The 3,936-nt window shown below is 56.4% G+C and carries 4 protein-coding genes, 1 tRNA gene and 1 pseudogene; 5 read left to right on the plus strand and 1 reads right to left on the minus strand.

The window, feature by feature from the left end; all coding sequences use genetic code 11:
- From EN994_RS21320 to EN994_RS21335, 4 genes are all read left to right on the plus strand, one after another.
- Positions 1-318: ABC transporter permease subunit (locus tag EN994_RS21320; RefSeq protein WP_127307788.1), on the plus strand; the 318-nt coding region annotated here is incomplete at its 5' end.
- Positions 311-1,453, plus strand: a complete 1,143-nt coding sequence (locus EN994_RS21325) for a glycine betaine/L-proline ABC transporter ATP-binding protein (protein ID WP_063169963.1) — start codon at positions 311-313, stop codon at positions 1,451-1,453. The genes EN994_RS21320 and EN994_RS21325, both read left to right, overlap by 8 nt.
- Positions 1,454-1,528: 75 nt before the next feature.
- Complete coding sequence (locus EN994_RS21330; protein WP_063169964.1) at positions 1,529-2,341, plus strand: alpha/beta hydrolase; 813 nt, start codon at positions 1,529-1,531, stop codon at positions 2,339-2,341.
- Positions 2,342-2,370: 29 nt separating this feature from the next.
- Positions 2,371-3,351, plus strand: coding sequence for a GlxA family transcriptional regulator (locus tag EN994_RS21335; protein WP_063169965.1), 981 nt, complete (start codon positions 2,371-2,373; stop codon positions 3,349-3,351).
- Positions 3,352-3,400: 49 nt separating this feature from the next.
- Here the strand turns inward: EN994_RS21335 and EN994_RS21340 are convergent.
- A tRNA-Thr gene (locus EN994_RS21340) sits at positions 3,401-3,476 on the minus strand.
- 222 nt (positions 3,477-3,698) lie between these two features.
- Here EN994_RS21340 and EN994_RS36240 point away from each other — a divergent pair.
- A pseudogene (locus EN994_RS36240) lies at positions 3,699-3,936 on the plus strand (hypothetical protein); the annotation flags it as partial.

A 3,936-nucleotide genomic window follows, 5' to 3' on the forward strand; every position in this document is an offset into this window, starting at 1 on the left:
GATGTATTAGAGGCGGCCGATGCCTTCGGTTCGTCCAATTGGCAAAAGCTGCGAGACGTCCAGATTCCCCTGGCGCTGCCGACCATCATGGCTGGCGTCAATCAGACCATCATGATGGCACTAGCCATGGTCGTCATTGCCTCGATGATCGGGGTGCAGGGTTTGGGTCAACCGGTCCTCAAAGCGATCAACAATCAGTATTTCACGCTGGGTTTGTTCAATGGACTAGCCATTGTTGGTATCGCCATCATTTTTGACCGTATCAGCCAAGCTTATGGCAAGCGGCTGCAGCGACACCTGGAGTTGATGCATGCCTGATCGTGAAGAAAAACAAGTCGGAATCGTTATCTCACATCTGTTCAAGATCTTCGGAGCCAATGCCAACAACCACCTGAATGCATTGGCGAGAGGGATGACGAAAGATGAGTTGAACGAACGCCACGGGCTTGTCCTTGGACTGAACGACGTTAGCATCAATATGGCTGCTGGTCAGGTCCACGTCATAATGGGCCTTTCGGGATCCGGGAAATCCACCTTGATACGGCACATCAACCGGCTGGTTGAGCCGACGGCTGGCCAGATCATCGTTGGCGGCCAGGACGTTCTCAAATTGGATGAGCATGCTTTGCGGGCCTTTCGTCGCAACACCACGGCGATGGTGTTTCAAAAATTTGCTTTGCTTCCGCATCGCAACGTTCTGGAGAACACCCTGTACGGCCTGGAGATCCAAGGCGGCGATCGCTATAGGCATCGTGAAAAGGCGATGCGCTGGATTTCACGCGTTGGGTTGAACGGATTTGAAGACCGGTATCCGAACCAGCTTTCGGGCGGCATGCAGCAACGTGTCGGGTTGGCTCGGGCTTTGGCAAGCGACTCGCCAATCCTGCTGATGGACGAGGCGTTTTCTGCCCTCGATCCCCTCATTCGGTCAGACATGCAGGAGATGCTGCGGAATATTCAGCAGGAGGTGAAAAAAACGATCGTGTTCATCACGCACGATCTTGATGAGGCGTTGAGACTGGGAGACCAGATTGCCATCCTTCGCAACGGCGAGGTGGTTCAACAAGGTTCGAGCCAGGACATCGTTCTTCGGCCGGCAGATGACTACGTGGCCTCGTTTGTAAAGGACGTCAACAGAGGACGTATAATACGAGTTGACGCGATTATGACGCCGTCAAATCCGGCGAGCGCTTTGCCGAAATCTCTTCTCTCAGCTGACACCACCCTGAATGCGGCTGCAAAGCTGATGTGCCAGCATGGCGGGCACGAGAGCGTCGTCGTCGACGGACACGGCAAACCGTTGGGTCGAGTGACAAAGGACCAGATCATGGCGGCCATGATTGGATACGGCGGACTGTGGGGTAGCGAAAACGGTGGGGGCACCATTTCATTTCGACCGGTGTTGTACTCTGCCAATCAGCCGGCGAATCCAGGGAACCGCGCAGAACGATAGGCTATGTCGCTCGGGATCGTTCCGCCTTGGCACGATTTCCGCAATCATCATCATAGAGGTTATCAAGAGGCACCGATGCTGAAGCTAGATCAGTCGTTTCGTTTTGAAGGCCAGGACGTTGCGTGGGGCCGGATCGGGGAGGGCGCTCCCTTGGTGATGCTTCATGGAACGCCGTTTTCGTCACAAGTATGGCGCCGCATAGCGCCTCTCATAGCTTCACGCCGGACGGTCTATTTCTTCGATCTCCTCGGATATGGTCAATCCGCAAAGGCGGATGGTCAGGATGTGTCGCTAGGCGTGCAGAACAAACTTTTTGCCTCACTGTTGAAGGAGTGGGGCGTGAAGGAGCCTGACGTCCTTTGTCATGATTTTGGCGGCTCGACTGCACTTCGCACCCACTATCTTAACGATGTGCGGTATCGTAGCCTGTTGTTGGTCGACCCTGTGGCGGTCGCCCCTTGGGGCTCCGCCTTGGTGCAGCATGCGCGAAAGCATGAAGCCGCGTTTGCCGGCGCCCCCGATTACATTCACGAATCGATCTTGCGAGCGTACCTGCAAGGCGCGGCGTTCCAGACCCTTCGCAGCGAAGCTCTGGACCTCTATATGCAGCCTTGGCTTGGGCCCGTAGGCAAGCCGGCCTTCTATCGACAGATCGCCCAAATGGATCAAAAATTCACCGACGAAGTCGAAAAGCTTTATAGGCCGATGAATTTTCCCGTTCGAATTCTATGGGGTCGTGAAGACGAGTGGATCCCAATCGCGCAAGGACAGAAATTGTCCGAGAAGCTCACCAACGGGGTGATGACGGCCGTGCCTCAAGCAGGTCATCTCGTCCAGGAAGATGCGCCTGAAATGATCGTCGCGGCACTTTTCGATACGCTGCAGTAGTTCTCCGACCTAACCGGTGATGACGAGAGATGGCCAGAAAGTTTGCGTTTCTGCTGACGCGCCATTTTACGCTTTCGCCGTTTGCGCTTTTCGTCGACACGCTGCGGCTTGCGGGCGACGAGGATGATCGGAGTCGAAGAGTAGAGTTCGACTGGCAAGTGGTTGGCGAGCGTGGTTTGCCTATCCGCGCAAGTTGCGGCATCGAAGTGATGCCGACGAGAGAACTCCAGCACCCGGAGGAATACGACGATATCGTTGTCGTTGGCGGGCTTCTGAACACGGGCGATACTCTTGGAAGCCAGAAGGAAGCCTTCCTGCTAAAGGCCGCATCGCGCGGAGTTCGATTGACGGCGCTCTGCACAGCCAGTTTCGTACTCGCTCGATATGGATTGCTGGACGGCTACAACGTGTCCGTGAGCTGGCTCCACGTCAAAGATTTCCGTACCATGTTCCCGCAAGTCTTGGCACATGCGGATAGCCTGTTCTCCGTCGACAGAAGCCGCGCAACCTGCGCTGGCGGTGTCGGAGCGGCCGACCTGGCTGGTCATTTTGTGGCAGAGTCCATTGGTAAGAAAGCTAGCGAGAAAGCTGCCAAGATCCTTATTCTTGATCGGGTCAGGACGACCCGCGACGTCCAGCCCGTGGGAGATCTTTTCCCAAACGCCGAAAGTAGACAACTGAGGCGTGCCCTCCTTCTCATGGAGAGCAACGTCCAAGAAACGTTGGCTGTCAGCGACATTGCAAGATCGCTCAGCGTTTCGAGACGACAGCTTGAACGGTTGTTTTTTGCTGAAATCGGTAGGAGCCCACTGTCGGCATATCTCGCGATACGCGTGCACTACGCAAAGACGCTCCTCGAGGTTAGCGACCTAAACATGGGCGAGATTGGATTCCGCTGTGGCTTCAGCAATGCGGGACACTTCAGCCGCGCCTTCAAGCGCCAAACTGGCCTTACTCCCACCGACTTCAAGCAGTCCCGAGGCACGTCAGCCGTCCCATCTAGGTCGTGAGATGTTGGGGTTGCGGCCCCAAACGAATGGACGGCTGTGAACAAGTAAATGGTGCCGCTTGCGTGACTCGAACACGCGACCCCCGCATTACGAATGCGGTGCTCTACCAACTGAGCTAAAGCGGCCCGGGAAGCCAACGCCTCCAAGATGCGGCGGTGATAGACGCAACCGGGCGCGAATTCAAGATGCGACTTGGCAATTCCTGCGGCGGCGTCATGGCACCCTCGAAAGCCGGCCGCCGCCTTGTCCGCCAATCAATCGCCAAGGGATGCGGCGCACGGTACGTGCGCTCTCCGCGCGTGAAAATCGGTGAAACATGCTGATTTTGTTGCCGGAACAGCGCCGGAATGGACTTTGCATACCTCTGCGAGGCAGAATGCGCCGCTCGCCCGTTGATTGATTGGTCGCCTGCGGCTAACGATCACGGCAAGGTAGGCAAAGACAGAGGGACCCGCTTGGACGCGATCGAAAAAGCGATCCGGAACGCCTTGGAGAAAGGCAATGCCGAGGACCGCGCGTTCCGCGAGAGGGTCTATCGCTCGGCTTTTGCCGCGCTTGATCGCGCGCTCCAGGCCAATCCCGGTG

It is taken from the genome of Mesorhizobium sp. M7A.F.Ca.CA.002.09.1.1, from assembly GCF_003998555.1.
GTDB classification, from domain to species: Bacteria; Pseudomonadota; Alphaproteobacteria; order Rhizobiales; family Rhizobiaceae; genus Mesorhizobium; species Mesorhizobium ciceri.